At 36.6% G+C, this 14292-nt stretch carries 12 protein-coding genes; 8 read left to right on the plus strand and 4 right to left on the minus strand.

The window, feature by feature from the left end; translation table 11 throughout:
• Nucleotides 1-19: 19 nt before the first annotated feature.
• The 3 genes from gldK to topA form a co-directional block, all read right to left on the minus strand.
• Nucleotides 20-1405, minus strand: a complete 1386-nt coding sequence (gene gldK, locus ACS8MM_RS10210) for a gliding motility lipoprotein GldK (protein WP_379716230.1) — start codon at nt 1403-1405, stop codon at nt 20-22.
• A gap of 126 nt (nt 1406-1531) precedes the next feature.
• On the minus strand, nt 1532-2677 hold the full coding sequence (locus tag ACS8MM_RS10215; RefSeq protein ID WP_379716233.1) for a formimidoylglutamase: 1146 nt from the start codon (nt 2675-2677) through the stop codon (nt 1532-1534).
• A 2-nt stretch (nt 2678-2679) separates the two neighbouring features.
• Complete coding sequence (topA, locus tag ACS8MM_RS10220) at nt 2680-5181, minus strand: type I DNA topoisomerase (protein WP_379716236.1); 2502 nt, start codon at nt 5179-5181, stop codon at nt 2680-2682.
• A gap of 720 nt (nt 5182-5901) precedes the next feature.
• Between topA and ACS8MM_RS10225 the strand changes: the two genes are divergently transcribed.
• Nucleotides 5902-6576 carry a hypothetical protein gene (locus ACS8MM_RS10225; protein ID WP_379716239.1) on the plus strand — a complete coding sequence of 225 codons (675 nt, stop codon included), beginning with the start codon at nt 5902-5904 and terminating at the stop codon, nt 6574-6576.
• Between the two features lie 62 nt (nt 6577-6638).
• Here ACS8MM_RS10225 and ACS8MM_RS10230 read toward each other — a convergent pair whose 3' ends face one another.
• Complete coding sequence (locus tag ACS8MM_RS10230; protein WP_379716242.1) at nt 6639-7421, minus strand: hypothetical protein; 783 nt, start codon at nt 7419-7421, stop codon at nt 6639-6641.
• 115 nt (nt 7422-7536) lie between these two features.
• Here ACS8MM_RS10230 and miaB point away from each other — a divergent pair, with 115 nt between their 5' ends.
• From miaB to groL, 7 genes are all read left to right on the plus strand, one after another.
• Nucleotides 7537-8991: a tRNA (N6-isopentenyl adenosine(37)-C2)-methylthiotransferase MiaB gene (gene miaB / locus ACS8MM_RS10235; RefSeq protein ID WP_379716245.1), complete on the plus strand. Its 1455-nt coding sequence runs from the start codon at nt 7537-7539 to the stop codon at nt 8989-8991.
• 48 nt (nt 8992-9039) lie between these two features.
• Nucleotides 9040-10305, plus strand: a complete 1266-nt coding sequence (locus ACS8MM_RS10240) for a sigma 54-interacting transcriptional regulator (protein WP_379716249.1) — start codon at nt 9040-9042, stop codon at nt 10303-10305.
• 31 nt (nt 10306-10336) lie between these two features.
• Nucleotides 10337-10840 carry an LptE family protein gene (locus tag ACS8MM_RS10245; RefSeq protein ID WP_379716252.1) on the plus strand — a complete coding sequence of 168 codons (504 nt, stop codon included), beginning with the start codon at nt 10337-10339 and terminating at the stop codon, nt 10838-10840.
• 4 nt (nt 10841-10844) lie between these two features.
• A complete protein-coding gene (locus ACS8MM_RS10250; RefSeq protein WP_379716255.1) occupies nt 10845-11747 on the plus strand; it encodes a tetratricopeptide repeat protein in 903 nt (300 codons plus the stop codon).
• A gap of 2 nt (nt 11748-11749) precedes the next feature.
• Entirely contained in the window at nt 11750-12127 is a 378-nt protein-coding gene (secG, locus tag ACS8MM_RS10255) for a preprotein translocase subunit SecG (RefSeq protein WP_379716258.1), read from the plus strand.
• A 167-nt stretch (nt 12128-12294) separates the two neighbouring features.
• Nucleotides 12295-12570 carry a co-chaperone GroES gene (locus tag ACS8MM_RS10260; RefSeq protein ID WP_379716261.1) on the plus strand — a complete coding sequence of 92 codons (276 nt, stop codon included), beginning with the start codon at nt 12295-12297 and terminating at the stop codon, nt 12568-12570.
• Nucleotides 12571-12625: 55 nt separating this feature from the next.
• On the plus strand, nt 12626-14257 hold the full coding sequence (groL, locus tag ACS8MM_RS10265; RefSeq protein WP_379716264.1) for a chaperonin GroEL: 1632 nt from the start codon (nt 12626-12628) through the stop codon (nt 14255-14257).
• Nucleotides 14258-14292: the final 35 nt, after the last annotated feature.

Below are 14292 nucleotides of genomic sequence, written 5' to 3' on the forward strand. Positions count from 1 at the left end.
TTTGTGTTTGGTTTTTTTCTTATTTAGAAGCATTTCCTGTTACGTCTGTACCCATATAATCTTGGATTGTACGGAAACCGATATAACTTCTTGCTGAATCTGCGTATTCGAAATCACGAGTACTTACTTGTAGGTAGTAAGCCACATCTTTCCAAGAACCACCACGAGTTACTTTACGCATATTTTTTTGATCAGATACATTTGGATTCATTGTTGAAACAAACTCATATGCAGTAGGATCATATGAAGAATCTGTCCACTCAGCAACGTTACCAGCCATATTATACAAACCATAATCATTTGGTTCGTAAGCATCAGCTTCAACTGTATACAACGCTTGATCTGCTGCATAATCTCCACGCACTGGTTTAAAGTTTGCTAAATAACAACCTCTATCGTTTTTAGCATAAGGCCCACCCCATGGGAAAGTTCCTGACTCTAATCCACCACGAGCAGCATATTCCCATTCTGCTTCGGTTGGAAGTCTATATTGATTTACAAATTCTTGATGACGGTCTTTTCTCGCCGCATTGTGATATAAAGTTCTCCATGCACAAAACGCTTTAGCTTGCTTCCAGCTTACCCCAACTACTGGATACTCACCGTATGCTTGATGCCAAAAATAATCATTATGCATAGGTTCGTTGTATGAATAAGCAAAGTCTTTAATCCAAACTGTAGTATCAGGATAAACCATTACTTCTTCTTGACGGATAAATTCTTTTCTCTTTCCTACTTTAGCTTTAGCAGCAGCTTGAATATCCATCCAAGAGTAACGGAATTTTAAATTCTCTACTCTTAAAGTTCTCAAACCATTGTAAGCTTCTTCAGCAGGGATATACATAGAATCCATAACTTCAGTATAGTAAGCATCAGGATATTCTCCTGTTTTCCACTTTAATGGAATTTTTTTATTCAATTTTCTACCTGCATAAGGATCATCTGCCGTTCCCATGCTGTAATAATTGTCATACATATACTTGTCATAAACACTCATATTAGTAGTATCTGCATCCAAGAATGCATAATCAGCAATACTACCACCTTTTGATTTTGAATCCGGGTCGTTTTTCTGACCTAATTCATCAGCAGAAATTGCCAATCTTGTTCTAACAATTGAATCTCTTACCCAGTTCACATACTGTCTGTACTCACTGTTAGTAATTTCAGTTTCATCCATGTAAAATGAACGTACCGTTACTGTTTTTGTAGGCGCATCCTGTACGTTTGCTAAATCATCATCGGATTTACCCATAATGAAAGCACCTCCAGGAATCAAGGTCATACCGAACGGTTTCTCAGGGTGCCAAGATTTACCTTTAACACCTACCAGTTGACCATTGTCTTTTGATCCGCAGCTGTATAAAAATGAAACCAGTACTGCTAATAAAATGAACTTCTTCATATAAATTGGGGTTATGTATGTATTCATATAGTTTTAAGGCCGTAAACCTATTTATTTATTTTCTAAAAAACAATTTTTTTATTAAAAAAACCTTAAAATTTTTTATTCTATCCTAACAAACAGGATTTATATTAAATTTTTCCTTTGTGCTTTCCACCATCTTTCGGGAACATCACCATTGCAAGCAGACAAATAATCATTGTGCGTGCAGGGGAATAACGTAGCTTTTTTTAATTTATTGTTCTGCCCTGCAATGAATGGAATTTCTATCCACCATCTCTCTGTTTTATTACTCTTATAAAAGACTACTTCTTCATCAAGAGTCACTATGTATTTGATGTAATTTTCCTTGGTACCAAAAGGATATTCATTGGATCTGTAATGAAAACCTTCAATAAAATACCAGATAATTTGAGCCATTAAAACGGATTCTCCCTGGGTATTAAAATGATTGAAAATTCCAAAAGAACTTGTTTTATCGCTTATGCCCGCATATCTGGATAGTGCACAAATTTCTTTACCATTAAAACCATTAGGTGCAAATTTAGTGAAATTTCCTGAATCTGAAGACTTTACCGAAAGTAAATCTATCGAAACCAGATCTGCATCACGAAAAACAGGTTCAGCAATAGCTGGATTATTACAAACTTCACCCAATCGATAGGCATCAAAGTAAAGTTTTTCAATCAAATCAATCTCTTCTTGCGAATTAAAATAGGTTTGATAACCTATATTACTATAATTAAACAAATTATTGGGCTCATCAACAATTAACTTGGTTAAATAAGATTCAGATCTGCTCACATTTTCCTTTGCAAAATCGAATTTACTGTCTACCGAAACCAAATTCACCATTTGCTCTAGCTGATCATATGCACGATACATAGCATACGTCAAATCCTGCGAACCACCAATAACAATTGGCAATACATTATTTTTAATCAAATGCGCGACCGCATTCTTTAACACATAATACGTATCCTCAATTTCATTACCCGCAAGCAAATCTCCCAAATCAACAATTTGAGCAGACCAATTACCCGGAAATAATGAATACAACTCCTTACGAATAGGCATTAAATCAACTGTATCATTATCATGTCCCAAACCTCTATTATCCAAAACACCTATGATAGCAATTTTTGCCGATCCTATAATTGGAAAATCAGTTTCGGTATGAAACACTACTTTTGAACCCAAAGCTTGTGATGACAAACCTTGGACAAACTCCACAAACTCAGAGTTTAAAGGCTGAAAGAAATCAAACACCATTCTTATTTCTTTTTAGCAGTCGTTTTTTTAGTTGCTGTTTTTTTAGCTGCCGGTTTCTTAGCCGGAGCCTTAGCTTCAATCATCTCCTTTACTTTATCCAAAGTTAATGCTGCAGCGTCAACATCTTTATTCAATTCGATTTTGATTTTCCCCTTCAGAATTACCGAACGTCCCCAACGTGCTTTTTCCACGCGAATTCCTTCTTCTTCCCAGTTATGTATTACCTTATCGATATCTTTTTGTAATTTGTCTTCAATCAACTCAGCAATATCAGATGCGGATAAATTATCGAAATTGTATTTTTTACTTACGTTAATAAAAATTCCATTCCACTTGATAAACGGACCAAAACGACCCACCCCTTTTTGGACATCCATATTTTTGTATTGTCCGATAGGAGCATCAGCCTGATTCTTTTCATCAATCAATTCCTGTGCTCTTTCCAAAGTCACGTCTAATGGCTCTTCACCTTTAGGCAATGAAATAAAAGTTTTACCGAAACGGACATACGGTCCGAAACGCCCATTATTCACTTCTACTTCTTCCCCTTTATATACACCTAAATTTTTAGGCAATAAAAACAAATTCAAAGCATCTTCTAAAGTAACTGTACTGATATTTTGTTCTGCTCGTAAACTTGCAAATTGTTTGTTTTCATCATCAGCCTCACCGATTTGCACCATTGGACCAAATTTACCTAGTCGAACAGATACTTGTTTTCCAGATTTAGGATCGACACCTAGAATACGCTCGCCACTTTCTCTCTCCGCATTCTTTTCAACATTTTGAACATTTGGATGGAAATGATTGTAGAAATCCTTCATCATTTTCGCCCATTCAATATTTCCTTCAGCGATTTCGTCAAAATCCTGCTCAACTTTAGCTGTAAAATTGTAATCCAAGATCGTTTCAAAATTCTTAACCAGGAAGTCATTTACAATGATTCCAATATCGGTTGGTACCAATTTCCCTTTATCAGAGCCTACGTTTTCTTTTAAAACCTGCGCATTGATTTCGGCATTCTTCAAGGTAATCTGATTGTATTGACGTTCTTGACCTTCGAAATTTCCTTTTTCAACATAATTTCTGTTGATAATTGTTGAAATCGTTGGCGCATAAGTTGACGGACGACCGATTCCAAGCTCTTCCAGTTTTTTCACCAAAGAAGCTTCCGTATATCTTGCAGCTGCGCGAGAGAAACGCTCGGTAGCCGTAATGTAATTATTTTTTAGCGCCTCATTGACTTTTAATGCAGGCAACATACCTTCTTCTTGTTCTTCATCTTCATCATTTCCTTCAAGATACACTTTAAGGAAACCTTCAAATTTGATTACTTCTCCGGTAGCGCTGAATATTTCTTTATGATTATTCGCTTCGATTTTCACATTCGTACGTTCCAACTGCGCATCACTCATTTGCGAAGCCACTGTTCTTTTCCAAATCAAATCATACAAACGCGCCTGATCTCTGTCGATATCAATAGCATGACGCGACATATCTGTAGGACGGATAGCTTCGTGCGCTTCCTGTGCTCCTTTAGATTTGGTATTGAAATTTCTTGGTTTGCTATATTCTGCACCGTAGTAGCTTGTGATTTCAGCTTGAGCTGCTGCCATAGCTTCTTGTGAAAGATTCACACTATCCGTTCTCATATAGGTAATCAATCCCGCTTCATACAAGCGTTGCGCGATTTGCATCGTAATACCTACCGGCAAATACAATTTACGAGCCGCTTCCTGTTGCAATGTAGACGTTGTAAATGGTGCAGCAGGTGATTTTTTGGTTGGCTTTGTTTCTAAATCCGCTACCTTATATAAAGAACCTATATTTTGTTGTAAAAATTGTTCCGCTTCTTTTTTCGTTGCGAAGTTTTTAGGCAATTTCGCTTTGAAACTTTTTCCTGCTTCGTTTGTAAACTCGGCAGTAACGCTATACGAAGCTTCTGCTTTAAAATTTTGAATTTCACGTTCGCGTTCCACAATTAAACGTACGGAAACTGATTGCACACGACCGGCAGACAATCCACCTTTGACTTTCTTCCAAAGTACAGGCGACAATTCATACCCAACTAAACGATCTAAAACACGACGCGCTTGTTGTGCATTAACCAAATCGTAATTGATACCACGTGGGTTTTCAATTGCTTTTTGAATAGCTGATTTAGTAATTTCGTGAAAAACAATACGTTTGGTCTTTTTAGGATCCAATTTCAACTCTTCCGCCAAGTGCCATGAAATAGCCTCTCCCTCGCGGTCCTCATCGGATGCTAACCAAACCGTTTCGGCATTTTTAGACAAGTCTTTGAGTTTTTTAACCAATGCTTTTTTATCCGGGGAAACTTCGTATTTCGGTTTGAAGTCATTATCAACATCTACACCGATTTCCTTGGAAGGTAAATCAGCGATGTGTCCGTAACTTGATTCAACCTGGAACTCTTTCCCAAGAAACTTTTCAATAGTTTTTGCCTTTGCAGGCGACTCAACAATCACTAAATTCTTTGCCATTTGCAGTTTTATTTCTTCGGCAAAAGTATAGGTTTTTTTTAAATATTGTGTTTTTGCCCTTTTTAAAAGTATTTTTTAGCGATGAACGGCGAATTAGTGACTATTCGTAATTCGTCCATAGCACTTAGTTCTTAGACCCTTTTCAAAAAGCAGGCAGTACTTGGTTCATACTATTCTAGAACAATAAAAAAGTCTTTGTACCATATAAATAATCATTCGTACCACCTAAAAAGTCATCGGTACCACATAAACAATCATCAGTACCACATAAAAATTCTTCGGTACCACATAAAAAGTCTTCTGTACCACCTAAACAATCATCGGTACCACCTCAATAATCATTAGTACCACCTAAAAAGTCTTCTGTACCACCTAAACAATCATCGGTACCACCTCAATAATCATTAGTACCACCTAAAAAGTCTTCAGTACCACCTCAATAATCATCGGTACCACTTCAACAATAATCAGTACCAACTAAACAATCATCGGTACCACCTCAATAATCATTAGTACCAGTAGCATAGTTCATAGTACCAACTGTAGAGTGATTCGTAATGCTAAAATCATAGCTAGCAACAATACTGACTATTAAACACTTATCTTTTTCCGGATAAAACCCAGTTAAATTATCTTAAATTTTTGTAAGAATTTTATTGTTATTTACTAATCTCCTCTTTACATTTGGAAAAAAACACACTATAAAAACAAAACAGTATTATGAGTAGAATCAGAAAAGAAGAGTACACAAGTTTGGGGGACTTTGTACGCAAGAGCTTTGTTAGGGATCAGGAAATTATTATGACACGGTATCCAAAACTAAACGCTTCATTTCTGGCTGAATTCACGGCCAAACTAGAAGAAGTCAAAACATTGGAAAGCGGGTTGGTTTTGACAGAAAAACAAAAAGACACCACCTTTAGTTTATATGCAGAAGCTGCAGAACTTAACAAAGAGCTCAATTTTTTAAAGAGTTATACCGATAGTGCGCATTTGAACACGGATAGTATCATTACACTAAAAAACGATTTGGCTCGCAACAATATTGGAGGCGCCATAGTCAAGATAGAAAGTCTTCGTCAGTTTGTGATGGAAAATTTAGAAGCCTTGGTAGATGAAGGAATGGTACCCACTTTTGCCGGAACACTTGAAGCACACCGAATTAGTTTATCCGAAAAGAATGCCAATCAAAATGTTTTCATGAACCAACGAAAAGAACTGACCGAAGCCAACATGACGCACTACAATGCACTGTATGGCTATATTTCGAAGATTGTGAATGCCGGAAGACTCGTTTTTGAAGACAGCATAAAAAAAGAAGAATACAGCGTAAGGCGAGTTGTAAGCAGAATGCGATCGGCCAAACACCCCCACGCTATTGAAGCTGCTTATTAAGTAAATAAAAAATCCCTCAACCGTATTACAGTTGAGGGATTTTAATTCTATACCTTAATATATTATAAAGAATCAAATTCAGAATCCTGTCCAATTTCATCCAACACGTTTTCCGTTTCGAAACCGATGACACTTTTATATATAAAGTATTTAGGAATTAGAATTATAGAAAACGTAAAAATGAAACCAATACCACACGTAACAACTCCACCAATATATGCCAATAACATCAACACTAAAGTTAACGCCAAGGTTATCCCCCATTTATTGGTACCAATTTTAAATGCCAATTTTACAATATCTGCTGTAGAAAGATGAGGGTTAAAAGCATAAATAACCACAAAATAACTTATAGGTACAGAAGTATAAATCAAAGGAAAATAGCACAAAATTGCAGAAAGCAAAGAGACACCAAATGTAGCTAGACCGATACCCACTGTACGCTTAATAGCCCTGCCTTTAAAAAAGACAAAATAATTTTCGGTAGAAAAACCATGACCTTCATCGGCTTGTTTACAACCAAGATAAAAACCTGCCATTAAACCTGTCACCAAAGTCATCAACACTACAAAAAGCAACATCATAAAAACAAAAAAGGCAATAATGGCTGGTACACCAAGTCCAGAATCTAACCAATTACCATTTTCAAGAGAAGCGCCTAAAAGGGAGGCCGGCATAAGAAATAGCATCATAAGTGCAAAAGATCCTATACCATAAAAAAGCATAAATAAGGCACCTTTAGCCCACACTATCTTGAATAAGTCAAAAGACTGTCCAAATACGTTCCCAAAATCCAATCGAGGATTGGTTGCAATTTTTTGTTCTAAATCGTAGAATTCGTTCATAAATTATTTTTTTTGCAAGATTAACAAAATATTTAACACCGAGCATCTGACATCTTGTCATAAAATCAAATTTTAGTACTATCTTTGCACGCACATTTTTACGCAAAGGCAATTTATGGAAAAGGAAATTGATGAAAAGAAACAAGGTACCAGCCTAGTTTTACAAGAAAAAGAAGGAAATACTAAAAAACTTTTTATAGAGAGTTATGGTTGTGCTATGAATTTTTCGGATAGCGAAATCGTAGCCTCTATTTTAACCGAACAAGGTTATAATACGACTCAAAAATTAGAAGAAGCTGATCTTGTATTGGTGAATACCTGTTCTATACGAGACAAAGCAGAACAAACGGTTCGTAAACGCTTGGAAAAATACAACGCAGTAAAACGCAGTATCAATCCAGGAATGAAAGTTGGCGTTTTAGGATGTATGGCCGAACGTTTGAAAAGTCAGTTTCTGGAAGAAGAAAAAATTGTCGATATGGTTGTCGGGCCAGACGCCTATAAAGATTTGCCTAATCTTTTAAAAGAAGTAGAAGAAGGTCGAGATGCAATCAATGTGATTTTATCGAAAGACGAAACTTATGGTGATATTTCACCGGTTCGTTTGAATTCCAACGGAATCAATGCCTTTGTATCTATTACTAGAGGTTGTGACAATATGTGTACGTTTTGCGTCGTTCCATTTACTCGCGGACGTGAAAGAAGCCGTGAACCACAATCTATTATTGAAGAAATCAAAGATTTATGGGACAGAGGTTTCAAAGAAATTTGTTTGTTAGGACAAAACGTGGATAGTTATTTATGGTATGGTGGCGGATTGAAAAAAGATTTTGAAAAAGCCAGCGAAATGCAGAAAGCCACTGCTGTTGACTTTGCACAATTGTTAGAAATGTGTGCCGTACAGTTCCCTAAAATGCGTTTCCGTTTTTCCACTTCGAATCCACAGGATATGCACGAAGAAGTATTGCATGTGATTGCTAAATACGACAACATTTGTAATTACATTCACTTACCAGTTCAATCTGGAAGCACAAGAATATTAAAAGAAATGAACCGTCAACACACTCGTGAAGAATATATGGCTTTGGTAGATAAAATCAAACGTATCATTCCGGGTTGTTCGATTTCACAAGATATGATTACCGGTTTCCCTACCGAAACCGAAGAAGATCACAAAGACACTTTAAGTTTAATGGAATATGTGGAGTATGACTTCGGTTATATGTTTGCTTATTCCGAAAGACCAGGTACATTAGCCGCGCGTAAAATGGAAGACGATGTTCCGGAAGCAGACAAAATGCGTCGTTTACAGGAAGTGGTTGACTTGCAACAAGAATTAAGCGCAAAACGTACCGCACGTTTCTTGAACCAAACCGTTGAAATCTTAATAGAAAAAGAGTCGAAGAAATCCGATAAACATTGGTCAGGAAGAAATTCAGAAAATGTAGTGACTGTTTTTCCTAAAGAAAATTACAAGCCAGGAGATTTCGTATTGGTAAAAATTTCCGACTGCACAACTGCAACTTTGATTGGAGAAGCAGTTGGATATAGTGCGATGCAAACCAATTAGTTTAAGGATTACACTTTAAGCAACGAAACTTTAAACAACTAAAAACAAATGGAAAACGTCCAAGCCATAAAACAACGATTCGAGATTATCGGAAATGATCCAAAATTGAACCGTGCGATTGAAAAAGCCATTCAAGTCGCTCCTACGGATATTTCGGTATTGGTAACCGGAGAAAGTGGCGTTGGTAAAGAAAGTATTCCAAAAATAATCCATTCCCTTTCACACCGCAAGCATGGAAAATACATTGCCGTGAACTGCGGTGCAATCCCGGAAGGAACGATTGACAGTGAATTATTCGGTCATGAAAAAGGATCATTTACCGGCGCAACTTCAACTAGAGAAGGGTATTTCGAAGTAGCAGATGGAGGAACCATTTTTTTAGATGAAGTGGGTGAATTGCCTTTAACGACTCAAGTGCGTTTGTTGCGTGTTTTAGAAAACGGCGAATTCATCAAAGTCGGTTCTTCCCAAGTACAAAAAACCAATGTTCGAATAGTTGCTGCTACCAATGTAAATATGGTTGAAGCCATTGAAAAAGGCAAATTCCGCGAGGATTTATATTATCGTTTAAGCACAGTAGAAATAGGATTGCCGCCATTACGCGATCGTAAAGAAGACATCCATTTACTGTTTCGTAAATTCGCATCCGACTTTGCTCACAAATACAAAATGCCTCCAATTAAATTAGAGGAACCTGCAGTACAGTATTTACTAAAGTACCGATGGAACGGAAATATCCGTCAACTTCGCAATGCTGCAGAACAAATTTCGGTTTTGGAAACCAACAGAGACATTTCATTACAAACGCTTGTTTCGTATTTACCTTCTGAAGGTTCGAATTTACCTTCTGTCATCAACAAAAAATCCGAAAGTGATTTTTCAACCGAAAGAGATATCCTTTACAAGGTACTTTTTGACATGAAAAGTGATTTGAATGATCTAAAAAAACTCACTTTGGAACTCATGAAAAACGGAGCCAAAGTACAAGATATTAATCCGAGTCTGATTCAGAAAGTATATGGAACTTCAAAAGAGAACGAAAGTGAAATTCTTTTCGAAGAAGAACCAAGAATATCTGTAATCCCTACAGACAGCGCCACCATTCAAGAAGAATTCATCGATGAAGATGAAGAAGGTAATTATATTTTTGCCGATACCGTGGAAGAAGAAGATTCTCTACGTTTGGACCAAAAAGAAATTGAACTCATCAAAAAAGCATTGGAACGCAATAAAGGAAAGCGAAAAGCGGCTGCGGATGAATTAGGAATCTCTGAAAGAACATTGTATAGAAAAATTAAACAATTCGATTTGTAAAATTCCAATTTCATATCTTTGGAAAACTAAAATGAAAAAAACATATTACATAGTAGTAGCATCGCTTTTCTTCCTGCTGAACAGTTGTTCTGTTTACAACTTTACGGGAACCAGTAAAATTGATGCCAAAACATTTCAAGTCAACTACTTTCAGAATGTATCGGAATTAGTTGAACCGGGTATCGATCGTGATTTCACATTACGTCTGCAGGATTTAATACAAAATCAGACCAATTTAAATTTAACGACGACCGACGGTGACTTAGTCTATGAAGGTGAAATTGTAGATTATCGAATTTCACCAATGACAGCAACAGCTGATTTAACTGCGGCACAAAACCGACTGACTATTTCTGTAAACGTGCGTTTTAGCAATAAAAACAAACCGGAAGAAAACTTTGAAAAAAGATTCTCTTTCTTTTTCGATTATGCTGGCGACCAACAATTAACAGGAACACAGCTCCGTACCGCATTGGACGAGATTTTTGAAAGAATCACACAAGACATTTTTAATGACACTTTAGCCAAATGGTAATTTTATGAATATCTCAGAGTTTACCAATGTACTAAACAATCCCGGAGCCATCAACTACAATCATATTAATGAATTGGACAGAATTTTGGCAGAATTCCCCTATTTCCAAAGCGCAAGAAGTATTGTACTGAAAGGTTTGTATGCCCAAGACAGTTTTAAATACAACCAAGCATTAAAAACAACCGCAGCTTACACAACAGACCGAACTGTGTTATTTGACTTCATAACTTCGGAACATTTTCAAACGATTCAGAAAACAAACTTTGAAGCCAACGAAAAGGTGATACCTACTAGTGATAGTATTGAAAAGGTAGAAATTTCAGAAATCGAATTTGTACCAGTTGTTCCTCAGGAACCAATAGTGGAAAATACGCTAGAAAAATCGATCCTATCTTCCATCAAAGAAGCTACCCAAGATTTAGAATCTGTATCCGAACCACTTAGTAAGGAAACTTTAGAACAAGAAGATCAAAAAGACAACATCATAGAAATAAAATCGGATGTAGAAAAACCCATTTCTTTCAATACTAACGAAACACATTCCTTTCAGGAATGGTTACAGTTGTCAAAGATAAAACCCATTGAGAGAAACGAAGAGAATACAGACACTAAACCTGAAGTTAAAAGTTTAGAAGCCAAACTTGAATTGATCGACAAATTCATCGAAACCAACCCTAAAATTTCACCCCCGAAAGAAGACGCTACACCCCCGGTATTTACCCAAAAAAACGAGGACACATCTTACTTAATGACAGAGACGTTAGCAAAAGTTTATCTGGAACAAAAAAAATATAGCAAAGCAATACAAGCATATGAAATATTAATTTTGAAATATCCAGAAAAAAGTAGTTTATTTGCAGACCGAATTTTAGAAATAAAAGATTTACAACAAAATAACAATAAGTAACAATGAGTACATTTTCAATTTTTTTAGTTTTAATCACTATAGTTTGTTTTTTACTAATCGTAGTAGTTATGGTACAAAACCCTAAAGGAGGAGGCTTGTCTTCAACTTTCGGAAGTTCTCAAACAATGGGAGGAGTTCAAAAAACAACTGACTTCTTGGATAAAAGTACTTGGTATTTAGCTGGAACTTTAATCGTTTTGATTTTATTATCAAGCTTAAGCTTCACAGGTTCTAACAGTGAGACAGGTTCTAAAATTATTGATGAATCGGCTGCTCCGGCTGCTCTTCCAACTGCTCCGACTGCCGCTCCAGCTCAAGATGGTAAAGCAACTACACCTGCTGCTACCGAAACTCCAGCTACTGAAGAAGCAAAAAAATAATTTTCGACATAACGAAAACTTAAATGCCAGCCTGTCAGTGCTGGCATTTTTATTTAGAAAATTTGTCAGATTTTAAGCCTTGGCATAATTTCTGTCTAAAGGCAATAGCCAACTGAGTGAGGCTAAAACGAAAAATAGAAAATAATAAATCATAAATACATATAATTATGGCATTAAATATTAGACCACTTTCAGACCGTGTTATTGTAGAACCTGCTGCGGCTGAAACGCAAACAGCTTCTGGAATTATCATCCCGGATACTGCAAAAGAAAAACCTCAAAAAGGAACAGTGGTTGCTGTAGGTAATGGTAAAAAAGACCAACCAATGACAGTGGCAATTGGCGATACTGTTTTATACGGAAAATATGCCGGAACTGATCTGAAATTTGAAGGGAAAGATTATTTAATCATGCGTGAAGAAGATATTCTTGCGATTATCTAAACTTGATTATTTGGAACTCTTAACTTTTTAAACTTTAATTATTAAAACAAGAATAATGGCAAAAGATATAAAATTTGATATTGAAGCACGTGATGGTTTAAAACGTGGTGTAGACGCATTAGCCAATGCGGTAAAAGTAACTTTAGGTCCAAAAGGACGTAACGTGATCATCTCTAAATCTTTTGGAGCACCCACAGTAACCAAAGACGGTGTTTCTGTTGCAAAAGAAGTGGAATTGAAAGATGCTCTTGAAAACATGGGAGCACAAATGGTGAAAGAAGTAGCTTCTAAAACCAATGATTTGGCAGGTGATGGTACAACTACTGCAACTGTTTTAGCACAAGCTATCGTAAAAGAAGGTTTAAAAAACGTTGCTGCCGGAGCCAATCCAATGGATTTAAAACGAGGCATAGACAAAGCGGTGGAAGCAATTGTAACCGATTTAGGAAAACAAGCAAAAGAAGTTGGTTCTTCTACAGACAAAATCAAACAAGTAGCTTCGATTTCTGCAAACAACGATGATGTTATCGGAGATTTAATTGCAACTGCTTTTGGTAAAGTAGGAAAAGAAGGCGTTATAACAGTTGAAGAAGCAAAAGGTACAGATACCTATGTTGATGTAGTAGAAGGAATGCAATTCGACAGAGGTTATTTATCTCCTTACTTTGTAACGAATACAGAAAAAATGGAGGTTGAATTAGAAAGACCTTACATTCTATTATACGACAAAAAAGTATCTTCATTAAAAGAATTACTACCTATTCTTGAACCCGTTGCACAATCATCAAAACCTTTATTAATTATCGCTGAAGACGTTGATGGTGAAGCATTATCTACATTGGTGGTAAACAAATTACGCGGTGCATTGAAAATTGCAGCTGTGAAAGCTCCAGGTTTTGGAGACAGAAGAAAAGCAATGCTAGAAGATATTGCTATTTTAACCGGCGGTACTGTAATTTCTGAAGAAAGCGGATACAACTTGGAAAATGCAACGTTAGAAATGCTTGGAACTGCTGAAAAAGTTTCTATTGACAAAGACAATACTACACTTGTAAACGGTGCTGGTGATAACGAAATGATTAAAAATCGTGTGAACCAAATCAAAGCACAAATGGAGTCAACAACTTCAGAATACGACCGTGAAAAACTACAAGAACGTTTAGCAAAATTAGCTGGTGGTGTAGCCGTATTATATGTTGGCGCTGCTTCTGAAGTGGAAATGAAGGAGAAAAAAGACCGTGTGGACGACGCATTACATGCGACTCGCGCAGCGGTAGAAGAAGGAATTGTTGCTGGTGGTGGTGTTGCTTTATTAAGAGCAAAAACAGCTTTAGCCAACATTAACACACAAAATGCTGATGAAGCAACAGGAGTTCAAATCGTAGCTCGTGCTATTGAAGCGCCTTTAAGAACTATTGTAGAAAATGCTGGTTTGGAAGGCTCTGTAGTAGTTGCTAAAGTTACTGAAGGTAAAGACAACTTTGGTTATAATGCAAAAACAGACGAGTATGTTGACATGTTGGAAGCTGGAATCATTGACCCTAAGAAAGTAACACGTGTGGCTTTAGAAAACGCTGCTTCGGTTTCTGGAATGATTTTAACCACAGAGTGTGCTTTAATCGACATCAAAGAAGAGAATGCCGGAGGCGGAATGCCAATGGGTGGCGGAATGCCGGGAATGATGTAAATCTTCCCATACATATAATTTAAAATAAAAACCCC

Origin of the sequence: Flavobacterium sp. MAHUQ-57 (assembly GCF_051908335.1) — a bacterium.
In the GTDB taxonomy this organism is placed as follows: domain Bacteria; phylum Bacteroidota; class Bacteroidia; order Flavobacteriales; family Flavobacteriaceae; genus Flavobacterium.

Coding starts and splice junctions, on each gene's coding strand:
- gldK (WP_379716230.1), bottom strand. CDS start 1,405: ATGAAGAAGTTCATTTTATTAGCAGTACTGGTTTCATTTTTATACAGC.
- ACS8MM_RS10215 (WP_379716233.1), bottom strand. CDS start 2,677: ATGGTGTTTGATTTCTTTCAGCCTTTAAACTCTGAGTTTGTGGAGTTT.
- topA (WP_379716236.1), bottom strand. CDS start 5,181: ATGGCAAAGAATTTAGTGATTGTTGAGTCGCCTGCAAAGGCAAAAACT.
- ACS8MM_RS10225 (WP_379716239.1), top strand. CDS start 5,902: ATGAGTAGAATCAGAAAAGAAGAGTACACAAGTTTGGGGGACTTTGTA.
- ACS8MM_RS10230 (WP_379716242.1), bottom strand. CDS start 7,421: ATGAACGAATTCTACGATTTAGAACAAAAAATTGCAACCAATCCTCGA.
- miaB (WP_379716245.1), top strand. CDS start 7,537: ATGGAAAAGGAAATTGATGAAAAGAAACAAGGTACCAGCCTAGTTTTA.
- ACS8MM_RS10240 (WP_379716249.1), top strand. CDS start 9,040: ATGGAAAACGTCCAAGCCATAAAACAACGATTCGAGATTATCGGAAAT.
- ACS8MM_RS10245 (WP_379716252.1), top strand. CDS start 10,337: ATGAAAAAAACATATTACATAGTAGTAGCATCGCTTTTCTTCCTGCTG.
- ACS8MM_RS10250 (WP_379716255.1), top strand. CDS start 10,845: ATGAATATCTCAGAGTTTACCAATGTACTAAACAATCCCGGAGCCATC.
- secG (WP_379716258.1), top strand. CDS start 11,750: ATGAGTACATTTTCAATTTTTTTAGTTTTAATCACTATAGTTTGTTTT.
- ACS8MM_RS10260 (WP_379716261.1), top strand. CDS start 12,295: ATGGCATTAAATATTAGACCACTTTCAGACCGTGTTATTGTAGAACCT.
- groL (WP_379716264.1), top strand. CDS start 12,626: ATGGCAAAAGATATAAAATTTGATATTGAAGCACGTGATGGTTTAAAA.